This is a genomic window from Arthrobacter sp. UC242_113 (assembly GCF_044054585.1).
Classification (GTDB): Bacteria; Actinomycetota; Actinomycetes; order Actinomycetales; family Micrococcaceae; genus Arthrobacter.
In genome coordinates, this window is record NZ_CP171968.1 from 2,007,559 (window position 1) to 2,022,747 (window position 15,189).

Genomic DNA, 15,189 nt, shown 5'->3' on the forward strand with positions numbered 1-15,189 from the left:
CGCAGGCAAGCAGTAGCCTCAGACGGCGGCGGCCACCGGCCCTTCCCATTCCTGCGGCAGGCCCTCCACTCCCGCGCCGTCGCGCGTGACATCATCCACGATCTCGTTCAGCACCCGCGCGGCCTGCTTCTCCCCCACCCAGAGGTGCTTGGCGCCGTCGACCCCCACCACCCTGGCCTGCGGCACAAGGCCAAACCTGGCCTCTGCGGCGGCAGGGCGGAGGTAGTCGTCGTGCTCGGGCACCAGGACGGTCAGCGGCTTGCCGGCGGCCGCCCAGAGTAACAGGTGCTCGTCGGTGGCGCGGTGCAGCGGCGGGGACAGCAGCACTGCGCCCTCCACCTGGGAGACCACCGGTTCCACGGCGCCATACATGAGGGCGAGCTCGGTGCCGAAGGACCAGCCCACGAGCCAGCGGTTCGGCAGCCCCCGCTCGACGGCGAAGCGCACCGCCGCCTCCACGTCGTACCGCTCGCCGATGCCCTCTTCGAACGTTCCGTCGCTGGTTCCGCGCGGCGAAGAGGTGCCGCGGGTATTGAAGCGCAGTACAGCCACCCCGGCCAGCGCCGGCAGCCGGTAGGAGGCCTTGCGGTACACGTGCGAATCCATGAAACCGCCGTGCGTGGGCAGCGGGTGGAGGGTGATCAGCGTGGCAGTAACCGGACCCGATTCCGGCAGGGCCAGTTCGCCCACCAGCGTATGGCCGTCCTCGGTACGGATTTCGATGTTTTCGCGCCGGGCGGGAAGCACCGTGGAGGCGCGGATCGCGGTGGCTGCTGATGGCTGGCTGAAAACGTACGACGCCGGGTCAAAAGTCATGCCCACCAGCTTATCTTCCGGCCGGGTTGCTCCCGACACAGGACACCGGGCGTTACCGGTACCGGAAGTTGCGGGACGTCCAGCAATTGGTGTGCCAGTGGCGCCGTTCGGCCAGCCCAGCGGCAGCTCCGAACAGGTGGTCGTCCGCCCAGACCACAAGGTGCGCGATCCCGGGCACCACAGCGGTGGAGCAACCCGGGCAGATGTAAGTCTTTTCAGCATTGCGCGCCGTCATGGTCCGCACCATCCAGTCGCCGTCCGGGGCGCTTTCCCGGCGGGCGATGCCCGCCCGGGCCCGCTCCAGGTCAAGTTCCGGGGCGGGACCTGCGCCGTGCTTTCCTCCGCCCGGGGCGCTTCCGGCCGCACCGCGCCCGGCTTTGGGGCGGCGGGGACGGTTGGAGCGGGGCATGCCTCCATTCTGCCTTAGCGGATCCCCTCGCCCTGCCGTCCATGACACCGCGCTACGGCAAGGCAGGTTTCTGTCCCTGCCTGGCGGCCACCGGGAGAAGACGCGGCAGAGAAGGCGCTGCAGGGAAGGCTCTGCAGAGAAGGTATGGTGTAGGGCGTGCGTCTCGTCATAGCCCGTTGCTCCGTTGATTATGTTGGCCGGCTCAAAGCCCATCTCCCCCTCGCCACCCGGCTCCTGCTGGTGAAGGCGGACGGTTCGGTCCTGGTGCACTCCGACGGCGGCTCCTATAAGCCGCTCAACTGGATGAGCCCGCCCGCCGTTCTCCGTGTCACCTCCCCAGAGGACGCCGACGTGGAAGTTGGCGTTGTCGAGCAGTGGACCGTGCAGTCGGCCAAGACGGACGACCGGCTCATCATCAACATCCATGAACAGCTCCACGACAGCTCCCACGAACTGGGACAGGACCCCGGCCTGATCAAGGACGGCGTCGAGGCCGACCTGCAGCGGCTCCTCGCCGACCAGATCGAAACCCTCGGGGAGGGGTTCTCCCTGATCCGGCGGGAGTACTTCACCGCCATCGGGCCAGTGGACATCCTTGCCCGGGATGCCGGCGGCGCCACGGTGGCCATTGAACTGAAGCGCCGCGGGGACATCGACGGCGTGGAGCAGCTGACGCGGTACCTCGAACTGCTCAACCGGGATCCCCTGCTGGCACCGGTGCGCGGCATCTTCGCTGCCCAGCAGATCAAGCCGCAGGCCAGGGTGCTCGCCACGGACCGCGGCATTGACTGCGTGACCTTGGATTACGACGCGATGCGGGGCGTTGATGACGTCGAGTCCCGGCTTTTCTGACCCGTATTTTCTGGTTGGCGGGGCTGCAGCCAATGGTGATCAGGTGTTTACTCCGTATTTGCCCAAAATTTGGCGTAATTCGCGTTTTGACCGTTGACCAGACGGTTTACCCATGAAATTCTTATACCAGTCTTTGTGTAGGTGTTTTTCATGCTCGCAAGACATGTTGCGAGCGCGAAGCTCCTGCAACGCAATTCCGGTCATCGGGGGTGCAGGCCAGGATTCTTCTCGCGGAGTAACCAAGACCAGTACGAGGTGTGCTGGCCTTAAAAGTTCCATACTGAGGAGAAATAAATGGCACAGGGAACCGTCAAGTGGTTCAACGCTGAAAAGGGCTTCGGCTTCATCACCCCGGACGACTCCGATGGCGATGTCTTCGTTCACTACTCCGAGATCCAGACCGGTGGCTTCAAGACCCTCGACGAGAACCAGCGCGTTCAGTTCGAAATCGGCCAGGGCGCCAAGGGCCCCCAGGCCACGGGCGTAACCGTCGTCTGATTTGTCGCAAGAATAAATGATCCTCGGCATTCGTGCCGGGGATCATTTTTTGTGTCACTAATATTTTCAGGCCGTGAAACATTCTCGGCGCCGCATTAGCGCCCAGTGCGGTCCAGTCCCGTGCCGGGAGCCTCAGCGCCAGGTCCCCACGCCGATGACCGGCCCTGCTTCAAGCCACGAGGACAACCCCGTGTAGGCGTCGAACTTCATGGCCAGGAAGACATCCTCCCCTTCGTACCGAAGCTCCACGATCACCACGTCGGGCTGCACCTTGACCAGTTCCGCCTCCGTGGGCTGGCGCCGGCCCAGCAGCTCAAGCGAACTCCGCTTGAAACGGTGGCGGGGCCGGACGCTCAGGGAGAGCAATTTGAACCACTCAAGCTCATTGTCCTGATAACGACAAACCCCCATCCGCCAGCTCTTTCCAGCCGTACGAATGGAGGCGTCCACCGTGCCCAGGGCGCGCCGCAGGTTGAAGCGGCGCACCCCAAACAGGCACAGCGTAAAAATCAGCACCGCAAACACGGTTGCTATGGCGATGAACGGAAAGGAAGTAACGTCCATCAGGGTTGTGCTATCGGATCCCCGCAGTGGCCGCGTCACCCAGTTGGGCGTTGTCAGCAACAATTACCACCCGGTCGTTGTCGACGGAGAAGAAGCCGCCGTCTACATCCACGGCAATGCGGTCGCCGGAAACCGGCTCGATAGCCAACTGGCCCTCAGCCAAAATCGCCAGCACGGGCGAGTGGCCGGGCAGGATTCCGATTTCACCATCGCTGGTGCGGGCCTTGACCATCTTGGCCGCCCCGGACCACACGAAGTGGTCCGCTGCGACAATCTCAACCTCAAGCTCAGCCATATTACTTGGTCTGTTCCTGAATCTTGGCCCACTGGCGCTCAACGTCATCCAGGCCGCCGACGTTGAAGAACGCCTGCTCTGCAATGTGGTCGAGCTCGCCGTCGCAGATCGCGGAGAAGCCTTCAACGGTGTCCTTGATGGAAACTGTGGAGCCCTCAACGCCGGTGAACTGCTTGGCGGTGTAGGTGTTCTGCGACAGGAACTGCTGGATACGGCGCGCACGCGAGACGACGATCTTGTCCTCTTCGGACAGTTCGTCAACACCGAGGATCGCGATGATGTCCTGGAGTTCCTTGTTCTTCTGCAGGATCTGCTTCACACGGACAGCCGTGTTGTAGTGGTCCTTGCCGATGTACTGCGGGTCCAGGATTCGGGACGTCGAAGTCAGCGGGTCCACTGCAGGGTACAGACCACGGGAGGCGATTTCACGGGAAAGTTCCGTGGTGGCGTCCAGGTGTGCGAACGTCGTGGCCGGTGCCGGGTCGGTGTAGTCATCTGCGGGAACGTAGATGGCCTGCATCGAGGTGATGGAGTGGCCCTTGGTGGACGTGATGCGCTCCTGGAGGAGGCCCATCTCGTCGGCGAGGTTCGGCTGGTAACCCACGGCCGAGGGCATGCGGCCCAGCAGCGTGGAAACCTCGGAACCTGCCTGCGTGAAGCGGAAGATGTTGTCGATGAAGAGCAGCACGTCCTGGTTCTGGACATCGCGGAAGTACTCCGCCATGGTCAGGGCGGACAGGGCCACGCGCAGACGCGTTCCCGGCGGCTCGTCCATCTGGCCGAACACAAGGGCGGTGTCCTTGAGGACGCCTGCCTCTTCCATTTCAACCCAGAGGTCGTTACCTTCACGGGTACGCTCGCCCACACCGGCGAACACGGAAGTACCACCGAAGTTGCGGGCAACACGGGTGATCATTTCCTGGATCAGAACGGTCTTGCCCACGCCGGCGCCGCCGAACAGGCCGATCTTTCCGCCCTTGATGTACGGGGTGAGGAGGTCGATGACCTTGATGCCCGTTTCGAGCATTTCGGTGGAACCCTCGAGGGACGCGAAGGACGGGGCCTTGCGGTGGATCGGCCAGTAGTCCGAAGCGTGGATCTCGGACTCGTCGACGTCCAGCGGCTTGCCGAGGACGTTGAAGATGTGGCCCTTGACGCCGTCGCCAACAGGGACGGTGATCGGGGAACCGCTGTCGACTACGGACGTGCCGCGGACCAGGCCGTCGGTTGCCTGCAGGGAGATAGCGCGGACGAGGTTGTCACCCAGGTGCTGGGAGGTCTCGAACGTGATGGTCTTAGTCTCACCGTTGAGAGTGATCTCGGTGGTGAGTGCGTTGTAAATCGAGGGGATTGCGTCAGCCGGGAATTCGACGTCGACAACCGGGCCAATAACACGTGCGATACGGCCGGTGGCACCGGCCGTTGCTGCTACGTGTTCGGTAGCGGTGGCAGTCATCTCTCTCACTTCACTCGTAGATGGCGTGGGGTTAAGTTTATCTTTTGTTGCAGGGGTCCGGGACCGCTCCGGCTACGACGCGAGAGCGTCGGCGCCGGCCACGATTTCGGAAAGCTCCTGCGTAATCTCTGCCTGGCGGGCGGTGTTGCGCAGACGCGTGTACTTCTTGATGAGGTCCGTGGCGTTGTCGCCGGCGGATTTCATCGCCCGCTGGCGTGCAGCAAGCTCGGAAGCCGCTGCCTGCAGCATGGCCGCGAAAATGCGGGATTCGATGTAGCGCGGCAGCAGTGCGTTGAGCACCTGTTCCGGCTCCGGTTCGAACTCGTAAAGCGGCAGCAGTTCCGATTCGGAGGCCGCCTGCTCTTCCACAACTTCGAGGGGAAGAAGTCGGATGACGGTCGGCTCCTGCGTCACCATTGACTTGAAGCGGGTGTACACAACGTGGATCTCGTCCACGCCGCCCTCTTCGAAGTCGGTGGCGAAGTCTTCGAGCAGGGCAGCGCCGATTTCCTGCGCCGTGGCGAACTCAGGGGCATCGGTGTTGCCGGTCCAGACGCGCCCATAGGGACGGTTCCGGAACTCGAAGTACGCCTGCGCCTTGCGGCCCAGCAGGAACGTCTTGACTTCCTTGCCTTCGGCACGGAGCAATTCATTCAGGCCTTCGGCCTGCTTGAGCACGCTGGCGGAATACGAACCTGCAAGGCCGCGGTCGGAGGTGATGACCAGGACGGCGGCCCGGCGGATGCTCTCCGGCTCGGTAGTCAGGGGGTGGTCGATTTCGCTCTGGCTTGCGACAGCAGAAACAGCGCGCGTGATCGCGTTCGCGTAAGGCAGTGAAGCTGCCACCCGGGCACGGGCCTTGCCAATGCGCGAGGTAGCGATCAGTTCCATCGCCTTGAAGATCTTGCGCATCGACGTCGTCGAGCTGATCTTCTGACGGTAGACCCGGATCTGGGCTCCCATACTTATCCTTTCCTAAGATCCCGATGGCCGGGACTGCCGGACCCCCGAGGGGTTCCGGCAGTCCCTGCCAGCGAAACTAGCGCTTCTGCCTGACGATTTTTTCCTGGTCGACCTGACCCTCCGAGATAGCTTCATGCTCCTCGTGGCCGGCGCCCACCAGCTGGTTGTCCCCCTCGCCGAAGAAGCCCTTCTTGAAGTCCACGATGGCGGTCTTCAGTGCTTCGACGGTGTCATCGCCCAGAACGTTGGTCTGGGCCAGCGTCGTGAGGATGGAGGACTTGTGCTTGAGGTGGTCCAGGAATTCGGACTCGAAGCGGCTGATGTCCTCAACCGGAACGTCGTCCAGGTAGCCCTGGGTACCGGCCCAGATGGACACAACCTGGTTCTCGACCGGGAACGGCGAGTACTGGCCCTGCTTGAGCAGTTCCATCAGGCGTGCACCGCGGGTCAGCTGCTGGCGGGATGCGGCATCGAGGTCCGATGCGAACATCGCGAACGCCTGCATGTCGCGGTACTGGGCAAGATCCAGCTTCAAGGTACCGGAGACCTTCTTCATGGACTTGACCTGGGCGGCACCGCCAACGCGGGACACCGAGACACCAACGTCAACAGCGGGGCGCTGGTTGGCGTTGAAGAGGTCCGACTGCAGGAAGATCTGGCCGTCGGTGATGGAGATCACGTTGGTCGGGATATAGGCGGAAACGTCGTTTGCCTTGGTTTCGATGAGCGGCAGACCGGTCATCGAGCCTGCGCCGAGCTCGTCGGAGAGCTTGGCACAACGCTCCAGCAGGCGGGAGTGCAGGTAGAAGACGTCACCCGGGTAGGCTTCGCGTCCCGGCGGGCGGCGGAGCAGCAGCGACACGGCGCGGTAGGCTTCGGCCTGCTTGGACAGGTCATCGAACACGATGAGGACGTGCTTGCCGCCGTACATCCAGTGCTGGCCGATGGCCGAACCGGCGTACGGTGCAAGGTACTTGAAGCCAGCCGGGTCGGAAGCCGGCGAGGCAACGATCGTGGTGTACTCGAGCGCTCCGTTGTCCTCAAGGGTCTGGCGGATTGCTGCGATCGTGGACGCCTTTTGGCCGATGGCGACGTAGACGCAGCGGACCTGCTTGGTGACATCCCCGGAAGCCCAGTTGGCCTTCTGGTTGATGATCGTGTCGATCGCGATCGCGGACTTGCCGGTCTGGCGGTCGCCGATGATCAGCTGACGCTGGCCGCGGCCGATCGGGATCATCGCGTCGATGGCCTTCAGGCCGGTCTGCATCGGCTCGTGCACAGACTTGCGCTGGGTAACGCCCGGTGCCTGCAGTTCCAGGGCACGGGTGGTCTCAGCCTTGATCTCGCCGAGGTCGTCGATGGGCACACCCAGGGGGTCTACCACGCGGCCGAGGAAGGCGTCGCCGACCGGAACGGACAGAACCTGTCCGGTGCGGTGAACTTCCTGGCCCTCTTCGATGCCGTAGAAGTCACCGAGGATGATGACACCGATCTCGCGAACGTCGAGGTTCTGGGCGAGGCCCAGGGTGCCGTCTTCGAAGCGAAGCAGCTCGTTCGCCATGACCGAGGGAAGGCCCTCAACACGGGCGATGCCGTCACTTGCGGCGGTCACACGGCCGACCTCTACGCGCTCTGCGTTTCCGGGTTCGTAGGACGCCGCGAATTCGTTCAACGCATTACGGACGTCGTCGGCGTTGATGGTCAATTCGGCCATCTGCAGTCCCTGCTCTCCTGTATTCGTGATCATCGTTGCTCACGATGACCGGGGTTTCTATCAGTTGTGTGGTGCTTGTCCGGCTAGCCGGCCAGCTGGCGCTGAAGGTCGTTCAGGCGGGTGAGGAGCGAAGCGTCGAGCACTTCGTCCCCCACCTGAACGCGGATGCCGCCGATCAGCGTGGGATCAACGTTGAAGTTGACCTTCAGCTCGCGTCCGTAAAGGGAGTTCAGTCCCTGCTGCAGACGGTTCTCCTGCGTCCCCGTGAGGGGACGCGTGACGCTGACCGTCGCAATCCAGCGCTGCTGGCGCTTGGCGGCGAGCTCGGCGAAACGGCTCACGAGTTTGGTTGCCTTGATGCCACGGGGCTGCGCGACCGCCTGTCCGATGAGGACCTTGGCTTCCTCACTTGCGGAAGGAACCAGCCTCTCGGCCAGGGCGATCTTTGCAGCAGCGCTGGCCTGCGGTTCAGACAGGGCGCGCTGCACATCGTGGTTGGCAGCCACGGCCTGGTTGAAGGAGAAAAGATCGTTCTCCAGCTCTTCCAGGCCGGTGATACCGGAGGCAGAAACGGCCGACTTGTTTTCAGCAACGGCGATGACCACCGTTGCGGCAAGCGTCTCGAGTGCATCGCCGATGTCTCGCGCCGATGCCCAGCGTGAGCTGGCCAGACCGGCTGCGATGTCCACGGCTTCGGCGGAAGCTTTTCCGCTGAAGAGCTGCTTGATCAACGCCGACTTTTCCTCACCGCTGCGGGAGGGGTCAGTCAGCGCGCGGCGCAAGCCAGCCGAGCTGTCTACCGCGCCCAGGATTCCGAAAAGTTCCTTTGCCAACTGCAGCGATGCAAACGGAAGCTTTGGCTCCAGCTCGGTCAGCGCCTTGGTCAGCGATTCGCTCGATACACCTGCCATTACTTAGCTACACCTGCGTTCTGGGTCTCCAGATCAGCCAGGAAGCGGTCAACGACGCGTGCTGCACGTGCGTCGTCCTCGAGGGTTTCCCCAACGATGCGGCCCGCAAGCGTGGTGGCAAGGGTGCCCACCTCCGAACGCAGCGACACAACGGCCGCCTGGCGCTCGGATTCGATCTGCGCGTGTGCCTGAGCGGTGATGCGTGCAGACTCTGCTGCAGCCTTCTCCTTCAGTTCCGCCAGGATCTGGGCGCCTTCGGCACGTGCTTCCTCACGGATACGGTTTGCCTCAGCACGGGCATCGGTGAGCTGCTGCTTGTACTCTTCGAGTGCAGCAGAAGCTTCAGCCTGAGCCTTCTCAGCCTTGGCGATGCCGCCCTCGATGGCCTCGGCGCGCTCTGCGAACGTCTTCTCGAACATCGGGACAACGAACTTGACCACGATGAAAAAGAGGACAGCAAAGCCGGCGAGGACGACGCCCATTTCCCAAAGATTGGGAACGAGCGGGTTAGCCGCCTCGGCGCCTTCAGTGGCGGCTGAGATGATCAGCTGATTCATATTTCACCCGTCCTTATCTACTCGGTTCTGAATGTTCGCTTGGTTCTGAAGGTTTACTTTAAGAACGAAAGCGAAGACCAGGCCCAGGATGGCGAGGGCTTCAGTCAGCGCAAGGCCGAGGAATGCGATCGGCTGCAGGACGCGCTGGGCTTCCGGCTGACGAGCCACACCGTTGATGTAGGCAGCGAACACGAGTCCCACACCGATACCACCGCCGATGGCCGAGAGGCCGTAGCCGATGAGGTTGAGGGAGCCGTTGATGGAGCCTTCCATTTTTCTTCCTTTCAAGATGCCATGTATATGGCAGGTTGTTTGGGTTGCTTCATCCCCGTGAGGGGAAGTTTGGGGTGCCTAGTGGCTGTCGGCGTGGAGTGCGCCTTCGATGTAGATCGCAGTCAGCAGTGTGAACACGTACGCCTGCAGCGCCATGATCAGCGCTTCCAGCATGTACATGGCAATCGCGCCGGCGAGAACCAGCACGGAGGTGCCCTTGAGAAGGACGTTCTCCTGCATGACGAGGTATTCGATGCCTGAACCGGCAATCATGACGATCAGGTGGCCGGCCAGCATGGTGGCGAAGAGACGCAGGCTGTGCGTGACCGGACGGACCAGGAAGTTGGAGATGATCTCGATCGGAATGACGATCGGGAGGATGTAGACCGGGACACCGGAGGGAACGGTGGCGAGCTTGAAGTAGCGCAGGCCGTTCTTCTTGATGCCGATGCCGATCCAGGTGACGTACACGATGGCTGCCAGCACGTAGGCGCCGCCGACGTGCGAGAAGCTCGGGAGCTGGATCACCGGGATCGCGCCGTAGATGTTGTTCACCAGGATGAAGAAGAACAGGCTGAACAGCAGCGGGACGTACTTGATGAAGTCCCTGCCGCCGATGATGTCCTTGGCGATGCTGTTGCGGACGAAGCCGTAGGCGGCCTCACCTGCGAACTGCAGCTTGCCGGGAACGAGCTGCTGCTTCCGCGCAGCGAGCACAAAGAATGTGGCGATAATGACGACGGACAGGATAACCAGCAGCATCTGCTTGGAGAATCCGTCTGCCGCACCCCACGGCAGGATTGCCGGCAGGTGCATTTCTTCAATTCCGGGAGGTGTGAACTCTCCTGAATTTTGGGCCGGGAGCGCAAGCGCGATCAACGCGTTTCCTCTCTGCAGTGTCCATCGTTGGGCGTTGGTAAGGTTCCGGCGCGCGTCATGCTTGCCCTCCCCCTCGTGAAATTATTTGGCATTACTGTTCCCGTCCTCGGACGGGCCGCTGGCTGCACCGTTCCCGCCAGTTGGTTTCCTTGAACTGGTGAGGCCGTGCATATGGGACAGATAGAACCCTCCCGCAGCTCCAAGCAGAGCGCCTACGAGCACAATCCAGCGGGTTCCCCACAGATAATCCAGTCCCCACCCTATCAAACTCCAGACGATGATTCCGCCAATTATGTAGCTAAAGACGGCCATTCCAGCGTTGTAACCGCCGTCGGAATTTTCGCCGGGTTCAGCGGCAGGACCGGGCGTCGGTTTGGGCGTTCCAGGCTCGTTTTTCCCGGGGTGGTTGTGCTTGGTCATCAGTGTTGCTCGCCGTTCGACTTGGGGCCGTTGTCCGGTTCGGGGTCGTTGAAGATCTGCAGCCGGGCTTTGCTGAAACCGTAGATCTCGGCAGCCTGCCACGTGACCACGGCCACGACGGCGCCTATGACGAACCAGCGGCCGTGCAGCCAGTCGGGAGCACCCACGGCGAACAACACCACGGCGAAACCGATGACCTTGACGAAGTACGTCGCCACGAACAGGCCGACGGCGCCCGACGGGTTGTTGCGCCCCACGAAGTGTCCGATCAGCAGGCTGATCGCGAAGAACACGACCACCAGCAGGCCGCCGAGGCTGCTGGACACAACACCGGTCCAGCCGTTCAGCAGCACAGCCACCACACCTGTAAGGACCAGCGCGCCGCAGGAGACTGCCGAACTGAGTCCAAGCAGACCGAGCCAGAGCGACCGCGTGGGCCCGGAGACACCAACGGATTCCTTGCCGGACACAGGTCCGGGCTCGGCGTTGGAGGTCATGCGAACCAATCTTCGGGGCAGGGTGGAGTGGTGCAGGAAAGACCTGCACCTGAATTCTACACGAGATAGAAATTTTCCGAAAAGCGCGGATTACTCCGGTGTTGGCCCTACTCCGGCGTCATCGCCACGCCGGCTCAAATACGGCCACGCGGTGACCAGACCCATGATCAGGGTGGCGGCGACCATGGCGGCAAGCACAACCTGCCAAGGGTAGACGGCAAAGGCCAGACCACCGAAAGACAGCACCGCCGCCCACAAATACAGCAGCATGACCGCGGTGCGGTGGGAGTACCCGATGTCCATGAGCTTGTGGTGCAGGTGCCCGCGGTCGGCAGACCACGGTGAACGCCCGACGGCGGTGCGCCGCACCACCGCAAGGCACAGGTCCAAGAGCGGCAGGAACAGCACGGCAAACGGCAGCAGGATGGGGATGATCGTGGGGATACCGTTGACGCGGTCATAAAGGCCCGAGGTGATCTGCCCGGTCGAGACCACACCGGCCGACGCCATGAGCAGGCCTATCAGCATCGCGCCGGAATCGCCCATGAAGATCTTTGAGGGAAACCAGTTGTGCGGCAGGAAGCCCAGGCAACTGCCCACAAGGACCGCCGTCAGCAGCGTGGCGAGGTCGGAGCGGTCCAGGATCGGCGCGTTCCGGTGGACCCAGTAGGCGGTGAGGAAGAACGCGGACCCGCCGATGATGGCCACCCCGGCGGCCAGCCCGTCCAGCCCGTCGATGAAGTTGAAAGCGTTCATCGTGACGACGATGAGGCCGGTGGTGAGGACGATGTTGATCGGGTCCGAGTCGAAGTGGATCGGTTCCGGAATGAACGGGATGATGGTCATCCGCACACCCCAGACGGCCACCACGAGCGCGGCGAGAGACTGCCCGATCAGCTTGACCCACCAGCGAAGGTCCAGGAGGTCGTCCGCCACCCCCACCAGCACGATGACGGCAGCGCCCGCCAGCACACCCCACGGAGCGCCGTTGTTCCGGAAGATGTCCTTGACGAAGAAGGACTGGCTTGCCACGGCCAGCGCCACCAGTACGCCGGCGAAGATCCCCAGCCCGCCGAGCCTCGAGACCGGGCTTGAATGCATGTCCCGGCTGCGGATGGGAGCGAACAGCTCGAGCCGGTTACCGATCAGCCGTGCACCCCACGTTGCCCCGTAGGATACGAGCGCCGCGGTCAGCATCATGGACAGGTACATGATCATGGCGCGGCCACCATTCCGGTGGTGCCGCATACGTTGCAGGCGCAGTGCTTCCCGCCATGCAGCAGGCTATGCGGATGCGGATTCGGGGTCAGCCCGGGCGGACCATGCGGGCTCGATAGGTGTGAATCTGACGTGCAATAAATGAAACTTCTCCGTCGCCATGCGCGCACAGACAGGCAGTGCATAGTGCCTGACGGGGCTGTATTACAGTGGACTCTAGTCAAGATACTAACGCCAACGGGTACATCGCTTCGCGTCACACGGCCTTACGCCGGCGGGAAACTTGCCGACGGCTGTGCTGAAAGGATCCCCGCAATGCCAGTGTCGGTCGCAGTTGCCGCCGTGACGTTTGACCGTCCCCATGAGCTTGCCGTCCTGTTGAAGGCCATCAACGGACAGACGGCCAGCGTGTCGACCATCTGCCTCGTTGACAGTGGCACGGTCCCCGCCAAGGACGTCGCCGCCCAGCATGCCAATGTGGACTACATCCGTTCGGAAGCCAACCTTGGCGGGGCCGGCGGCTTCTCCCTTGCCGCGCTCAAGGCCGTCGCCAGCGGCGCCGACTGGGTCTGGATGATGGACGACGACGCCGAGCCGGCGGACGCCGAGTGCCTGGCCACGCTCATCCGGGAAGCGGAGGCGCGGGACCTGGAGGCTGTTGTGCCCCTGGTGGTTGCCCCGGGGCATCCCGACCAGCTCTCCTTCTTCTTCCGGCTGGACGGCAAGGTCTCCCACGACCGGGCCGCGCTGGAGAAGGTGGGGTTCCTGCCGAACGACGGCCACTTCTTCAACGGTGCGCTCATCCGCTCCGATGTCTTTTTCAAGGTGGGCCTGCCGGACATGCGCCTTTTCATCCGCGGCGACGAGGTGGACTTCACCATCCGGCTGCGCAAGGCAGGCATCCGTTTCGGCACCGTCACCACGGCTGCGATCATGCACCCGCACGCGTTTTCCGAAACGAAGCACGTGTTTGGTGCCCGCTGGCACGTCATCGTCCCGGAGGGCGCGTTCAAGCGCTACTACTACTACCGCAACCGCGGCTACCTTATTCGCCGCCACTTCCGTGCGAAGTCCCTGGTGGCCGATGTGGGCGGCTACCTCGGCTATTTCCTCCGCCGCGGCGATCTTCGCGGGCTTGCGGACTGGTTCCGGGCGTTCTCCACCGGGCTCCGCGGCAAGGGATTTGGCCCGCTGAAGGACCAGAAGTTCTAGCGTAGGCGGGCGGGCCGCTCAGCCCTGCCCGCGCAGCCGGCGCCGCAGCAGCAATGCCAGCAGGACCCACGGCTCGCCAAACACCCGGTACGCCACGCGGCGCGGATGCAGCAGCAGCCGCCACGCCCATTCCAGCCCGAGCCGGCCAAGCCAGCGGGGCGCCAGCTTCTGGATACCGGCGATCTGTTCGATGGCTCCGCCGACGGCGCAGTAGACGGCGGGCGGCAGCGACGGCAGGCGGCGCCACAGCACCTCTTCCTGCAACGGCATGCCAAGGCCGATCAGCACCAGCTGCGGCTGGAATTCCGCCAGCCACGCGGCAGCTTTCTCTTCCAGTTCCGGGTCCCAGTCCTCCCCCGGCATGCCGCCGACGGTGGCGCCCGGCACCACGACCCGCAGTTTCGCCACCGCCTTGGCGTTGGCAGTCGCCCCGGCTCCAAGGACGGCGATGCGGTGGAGGCCGTCCAGCCGGCCCAGCGCGGGAATCCAGTCCGTTGAACCAAGCCGGTAGTCCATGACGGGCCTCGTGTCGGCGCCAGACTGTTTCCGGCCGGTCTTCTGCCGGCTTCTCCCCCACAGCCAGAGGACAGGCGCGCCGTCGAGAAGGACAACGTCGCTGTTCTCGTAGAACTTCCTGAACTCCGGTTCGGAGTGGAAAAGCGTCACGCTGTGGAGATTGTGTCCGACGACGGTCCTGGTGGTGCCGTCAGCCACGAATCCGTTGAGGACGGCGGTGAGTCCGTCGACGTCCAAGGGCGTGGCGTCCACCCCAAGAACGGGAATGGGTTGCCTCTGCAGCGTCATTCGGCGCTTGCGGGCTTTTCGCCGGCGTCGGACTGCACGGGAGCCTCCGCAGCACCCTCGGGCGCAGCGTCCTCGTCAGCGGTACCCTCGGGCGCAGCGTCCTTGTCAGCGGCACCCTCGGGCGCAGCGACCTCGACGGCAGCACTTTCCGGGGCGGCGGTGAGTTCAGCTTCGTCCGCGGCATTGCCGTTGATGTCGAGAACGCCGGGAACCACCTCGCGCAGCCGCTCCAGGCTGATGGCCCCCTCGCGGACGACGCGCAGTGGCAGCGACGTGGCATCCACAATGGTGGAGGGCCGGGCGTCGGTCCCCTCTACCGGACGGAAACCGCCTTCAAGGTAGACCTCAACGGATTCCGCGAGCTGGGAACGGGCTTCAAAGGCTGTCTGCGCGGGAGCCTGGCCGGTCCGGTTTGCCGAGGAAACCGCCAGGGGTCCGGTAACGGTCAGCAGGTCAATCGCCACCTCGTCGTCCGGAATGCGAAGGGCAACGGTCCCCTTGGTCTCGCCCAGGTCCCAGTCGAGGGACGGCTGCGCGTGGAAAATCAGGGTCAGCCCGCCGGGCCAGAAGGCCTCGGCCAGGTCGCGGGCATCAGGGTACACATCGGTGGCCAGCCCGTCGAGCGCGGTCAGGCGCGGAATCAGGACAGGCGGCGGCATGTTCCGGCCGCGGCCCTTGGACACCAGCAGCATGGTGACGGCCTGCGGGGAAAAGGCATCGGCCGCGATTCCGTAGACGGTGTCCGTCGGAAGGACGACGCACTTCTTCTCCAGGATCGCCCGCCGTGCGTGGGCGATCCCTTCGGTCCGCTCGTCGTCGGCGGTGCAGTTGTACGTAGTGGTCACTGCCTC

The 15,189-nt window shown here is 63.6% G+C and carries 19 protein-coding genes; 3 read left to right on the top strand and 16 right to left on the bottom strand.

Going from position 1 to position 15,189, the window contains the following annotated elements:
- Nucleotides 1-18: 18 nt before the first annotated feature.
- Nucleotides 19-816: an alpha/beta hydrolase gene (locus ACHMXB_RS09025; RefSeq protein ID WP_395404585.1), complete on the bottom strand. Its 798-nt coding sequence runs from the start codon at nt 814-816 to the stop codon at nt 19-21.
- A 52-nt stretch (nt 817-868) separates the two neighbouring features.
- Entirely contained in the window at nt 869-1,225 is a 357-nt protein-coding gene (locus ACHMXB_RS09030) for an ATP/GTP-binding protein (protein WP_395404587.1), read from the bottom strand.
- Between the two features lie 156 nt (nt 1,226-1,381).
- On the opposite strand from ACHMXB_RS09030, the gene nucS reads away from it, so the two are divergent.
- Both nucS and ACHMXB_RS09040 read left to right on the top strand, forming a co-directional pair.
- The gene (gene nucS, locus ACHMXB_RS09035) at nt 1,382-2,077 is read left to right on the top strand and encodes an endonuclease NucS (protein ID WP_190602108.1); all 696 of its coding nucleotides are present in this window, start codon (nt 1,382-1,384) and stop codon (nt 2,075-2,077) included.
- Between the two features lie 294 nt (nt 2,078-2,371).
- Nucleotides 2,372-2,575 (top strand): cold-shock protein, encoded by a 204-nt coding sequence (locus ACHMXB_RS09040; protein WP_003804766.1) that lies wholly within the window; start codon nt 2,372-2,374, stop codon nt 2,573-2,575.
- Nucleotides 2,576-2,707: 132 nt separating this feature from the next.
- On the opposite strand, the gene ACHMXB_RS09045 is transcribed toward ACHMXB_RS09040, so the two are convergent.
- From ACHMXB_RS09045 to ACHMXB_RS09100, 12 genes are all read right to left on the bottom strand, one after another.
- Nucleotides 2,708-3,139 (bottom strand): DUF2550 domain-containing protein, encoded by a 432-nt coding sequence (locus ACHMXB_RS09045; protein ID WP_076801988.1) that lies wholly within the window; start codon nt 3,137-3,139, stop codon nt 2,708-2,710.
- A 10-nt stretch (nt 3,140-3,149) separates the two neighbouring features.
- Entirely contained in the window at nt 3,150-3,434 is a 285-nt protein-coding gene (locus tag ACHMXB_RS09050; protein ID WP_111905897.1) for a F0F1 ATP synthase subunit epsilon, read from the bottom strand.
- Between the two features lies 1 nt (nt 3,435).
- Nucleotides 3,436-4,890, bottom strand: coding sequence for a F0F1 ATP synthase subunit beta (gene atpD / locus ACHMXB_RS09055; RefSeq protein ID WP_395404590.1), 1,455 nt, complete (start codon nt 4,888-4,890; stop codon nt 3,436-3,438).
- 72 nt (nt 4,891-4,962) lie between these two features.
- Nucleotides 4,963-5,853 (bottom strand): F0F1 ATP synthase subunit gamma, encoded by an 891-nt coding sequence (locus ACHMXB_RS09060; protein WP_395404592.1) that lies wholly within the window; start codon nt 5,851-5,853, stop codon nt 4,963-4,965.
- Nucleotides 5,854-5,929: 76 nt separating this feature from the next.
- A complete protein-coding gene (gene atpA / locus ACHMXB_RS09065) occupies nt 5,930-7,567 on the bottom strand; it encodes a F0F1 ATP synthase subunit alpha (RefSeq protein WP_395405207.1) in 1,638 nt (545 codons plus the stop codon).
- Between the two features lie 83 nt (nt 7,568-7,650).
- Nucleotides 7,651-8,478 carry a F0F1 ATP synthase subunit delta gene (locus ACHMXB_RS09070; protein ID WP_236803965.1) on the bottom strand — a complete coding sequence of 276 codons (828 nt, stop codon included), beginning with the start codon at nt 8,476-8,478 and terminating at the stop codon, nt 7,651-7,653.
- A complete protein-coding gene (locus ACHMXB_RS09075; protein WP_331574931.1) occupies nt 8,478-9,035 on the bottom strand; it encodes a F0F1 ATP synthase subunit B in 558 nt (185 codons plus the stop codon). The genes ACHMXB_RS09070 and ACHMXB_RS09075 overlap by 1 nt, the downstream gene beginning before the upstream one ends.
- A 3-nt stretch (nt 9,036-9,038) precedes the next feature.
- Complete coding sequence (locus tag ACHMXB_RS09080) at nt 9,039-9,308, bottom strand: F0F1 ATP synthase subunit C (protein WP_395404595.1); 270 nt, start codon at nt 9,306-9,308, stop codon at nt 9,039-9,041.
- Nucleotides 9,309-9,386: 78 nt separating this feature from the next.
- The gene (atpB, locus tag ACHMXB_RS09085; RefSeq protein WP_102972065.1) at nt 9,387-10,187 is read right to left on the bottom strand and encodes a F0F1 ATP synthase subunit A; all 801 of its coding nucleotides are present in this window, start codon (nt 10,185-10,187) and stop codon (nt 9,387-9,389) included.
- An 81-nt stretch (nt 10,188-10,268) separates the two neighbouring features.
- Nucleotides 10,269-10,607, bottom strand: a complete 339-nt coding sequence (locus tag ACHMXB_RS09090) for a hypothetical protein (protein WP_395404597.1) — start codon at nt 10,605-10,607, stop codon at nt 10,269-10,271.
- Nucleotides 10,607-11,104 carry a hypothetical protein gene (locus tag ACHMXB_RS09095; protein WP_395404599.1) on the bottom strand — a complete coding sequence of 166 codons (498 nt, stop codon included), beginning with the start codon at nt 11,102-11,104 and terminating at the stop codon, nt 10,607-10,609. Before ACHMXB_RS09095 ends, ACHMXB_RS09090 begins: the two co-directional genes overlap by 1 nt.
- Before the next feature lie 90 nt (nt 11,105-11,194).
- Complete coding sequence (locus tag ACHMXB_RS09100) at nt 11,195-12,322, bottom strand: MraY family glycosyltransferase (protein WP_395404601.1); 1,128 nt, start codon at nt 12,320-12,322, stop codon at nt 11,195-11,197.
- 315 nt (nt 12,323-12,637) lie between these two features.
- On the opposite strand from ACHMXB_RS09100, the gene ACHMXB_RS09105 reads away from it, so the two are divergent.
- On the top strand, nt 12,638-13,534 hold the full coding sequence (locus tag ACHMXB_RS09105) for a glycosyltransferase (protein WP_395404603.1): 897 nt from the start codon (nt 12,638-12,640) through the stop codon (nt 13,532-13,534).
- Between the two features lie 18 nt (nt 13,535-13,552).
- Here ACHMXB_RS09105 and ACHMXB_RS09110 read toward each other — a convergent pair whose 3' ends face one another.
- Together ACHMXB_RS09110 and ACHMXB_RS09115 are read right to left on the bottom strand one after the other, a co-directional pair.
- Nucleotides 13,553-14,338 (bottom strand): WecB/TagA/CpsF family glycosyltransferase, encoded by a 786-nt coding sequence (locus tag ACHMXB_RS09110; RefSeq protein ID WP_395404605.1) that lies wholly within the window; start codon nt 14,336-14,338, stop codon nt 13,553-13,555.
- A complete protein-coding gene (locus tag ACHMXB_RS09115; protein WP_395404607.1) occupies nt 14,335-15,183 on the bottom strand; it encodes an L-threonylcarbamoyladenylate synthase in 849 nt (282 codons plus the stop codon). Before ACHMXB_RS09115 ends, ACHMXB_RS09110 begins: the two co-directional genes overlap by 4 nt.
- Nucleotides 15,184-15,189: the final 6 nt, after the last annotated feature.

Excerpts from the sequence above, each read along its gene's own strand:
- ACHMXB_RS09025 (WP_395404585.1), bottom strand. The coding sequence starts at position 816 with ATGACTTTTGACCCGGCGTCGTACGTTTTCAGCCAGCCATCAGCAGCC.
- ACHMXB_RS09030 (WP_395404587.1), bottom strand. The coding sequence starts at position 1,225 with ATGCCCCGCTCCAACCGTCCCCGCCGCCCCAAAGCCGGGCGCGGTGCG.
- ACHMXB_RS09040 (WP_003804766.1), top strand. The coding sequence starts at position 2,372 with ATGGCACAGGGAACCGTCAAGTGGTTCAACGCTGAAAAGGGCTTCGGC.
- ACHMXB_RS09045 (WP_076801988.1), bottom strand. The coding sequence starts at position 3,139 with ATGGACGTTACTTCCTTTCCGTTCATCGCCATAGCAACCGTGTTTGCG.
- ACHMXB_RS09050 (WP_111905897.1), bottom strand. The coding sequence starts at position 3,434 with ATGGCTGAGCTTGAGGTTGAGATTGTCGCAGCGGACCACTTCGTGTGG.
- atpD (WP_395404590.1), bottom strand. The coding sequence starts at position 4,890 with ATGACTGCCACCGCTACCGAACACGTAGCAGCAACGGCCGGTGCCACC.
- ACHMXB_RS09060 (WP_395404592.1), bottom strand. The coding sequence starts at position 5,853 with ATGGGAGCCCAGATCCGGGTCTACCGTCAGAAGATCAGCTCGACGACG.
- atpA (WP_395405207.1), bottom strand. The coding sequence starts at position 7,567 with ATGGCCGAATTGACCATCAACGCCGACGACGTCCGTAATGCGTTGAAC.
- ACHMXB_RS09070 (WP_236803965.1), bottom strand. The coding sequence starts at position 8,478 with ATGGCAGGTGTATCGAGCGAATCGCTGACCAAGGCGCTGACCGAGCTG.
- ACHMXB_RS09075 (WP_331574931.1), bottom strand. The coding sequence starts at position 9,035 with ATGAATCAGCTGATCATCTCAGCCGCCACTGAAGGCGCCGAGGCGGCT.
- ACHMXB_RS09080 (WP_395404595.1), bottom strand. The coding sequence starts at position 9,308 with ATGGAAGGCTCCATCAACGGCTCCCTCAACCTCATCGGCTACGGCCTC.
- ACHMXB_RS09090 (WP_395404597.1), bottom strand. The coding sequence starts at position 10,607 with ATGACCAAGCACAACCACCCCGGGAAAAACGAGCCTGGAACGCCCAAA.
- ACHMXB_RS09095 (WP_395404599.1), bottom strand. The coding sequence starts at position 11,104 with ATGACCTCCAACGCCGAGCCCGGACCTGTGTCCGGCAAGGAATCCGTT.
- ACHMXB_RS09100 (WP_395404601.1), bottom strand. The coding sequence starts at position 12,322 with ATGATCATGTACCTGTCCATGATGCTGACCGCGGCGCTCGTATCCTAC.
- ACHMXB_RS09105 (WP_395404603.1), top strand. The coding sequence starts at position 12,638 with ATGCCAGTGTCGGTCGCAGTTGCCGCCGTGACGTTTGACCGTCCCCAT.
- ACHMXB_RS09110 (WP_395404605.1), bottom strand. The coding sequence starts at position 14,338 with ATGACGCTGCAGAGGCAACCCATTCCCGTTCTTGGGGTGGACGCCACG.